1 protein-coding gene is annotated in these 954 nt (G+C 65.1%); it reads right to left on the bottom strand.

All coding sequences use genetic code 11. The features are described from left to right. On the bottom strand, window positions 1-911 hold a 911-nt coding region (locus EOB80_RS34270), incomplete at its 3' end, for an adenosine kinase (RefSeq protein ID WP_164762839.1). Between the last annotated feature and the right edge of the window lie 43 nt (window positions 912-954).

Below are 954 nucleotides of genomic sequence, written 5' to 3'. Positions count from 1 at the left end.
GCCAGTGAGCCAAGGTCGCCGCAAGTCTGCAGGTCGCGGCCTTGCGTGTAGCCATGCAGGAAGCCGGCGGCATAGAGATCGCCGGCGCCCGTCGTGTCGACCAGTTCCTTGATGGCGGTCGCCTTGATCACCACGGTCTCGTCGCCGCGCACGATCACCGAGCCTTTTTCCGAGCGGGTGACGGCGGCGATCCGGCAATCCTTGCGGATCTGCGCCAGCGCCTCGTCGAACGACGACGTCTGGTAGAGCGACTTGATCTCGTGGCTGTTGGCAAAGACGATGTCGACCGTGCCCGAGCGCATCAGGTCGAGGAATTCGTCGCGGTAGCGGTCGACGCAGAACGAATCCGACAGTGTCATCGACACTTCTCGGCCTGCCGCGTGCGCCAGCTTCGCCGTCTGGCGGATTGCCTCCTTGGCGCGCGGCGGGTCCCACAGATAGCCTTCGAAATAGGTGACCTTGGCGCCGGACGCCTTGTCGGCCTCGACATCCTCCGGTCCGAGCTCGACGCAGGCGCCGAGATAGGTGTTCATCGAGCGCTCGCCGTCGGGCGTGACGAAGATCATCGAGCGCGCCGTCGGCGGCTCACCCTTGAGCGGCGTGGTGTCGAAGGCGACGCCCTGCGCATGGATGTCGTGGGCGTAGATTTCGCCCAGCGCATCGTTGGAGACCTTGCCGAAGAAGGCGGCGCGGCCGCCAAAGCTGGCGACGCCGGCCGCCGTGTTGCCGGCGCTGCCGCCGGAGGCCTCGATCGCCGGGCCCATGCGGCTGTAGAGCAGTTCGGCGCGTTGTGTGTCGATGAGGTTCATCGCGCCCTTGATGATGCCGTTGGTCTCGAGGAATACCTCGTCGCACTGGGCGATGATGTCGACAATGGCATTGCCGATGCAAAGCACGTCATAATCCGGCATCAAAATCTCCGCCAAAACCCGAGCCGGCTTCTTGCCACGCCGG

This window comes from Mesorhizobium sp. M7A.F.Ca.MR.245.00.0.0, assembly GCF_003997415.1.
GTDB lineage: Bacteria > Pseudomonadota > Alphaproteobacteria > Rhizobiales > Rhizobiaceae > Mesorhizobium.
This window is presented reverse-complemented; position numbering and strand designations above follow the sequence as displayed.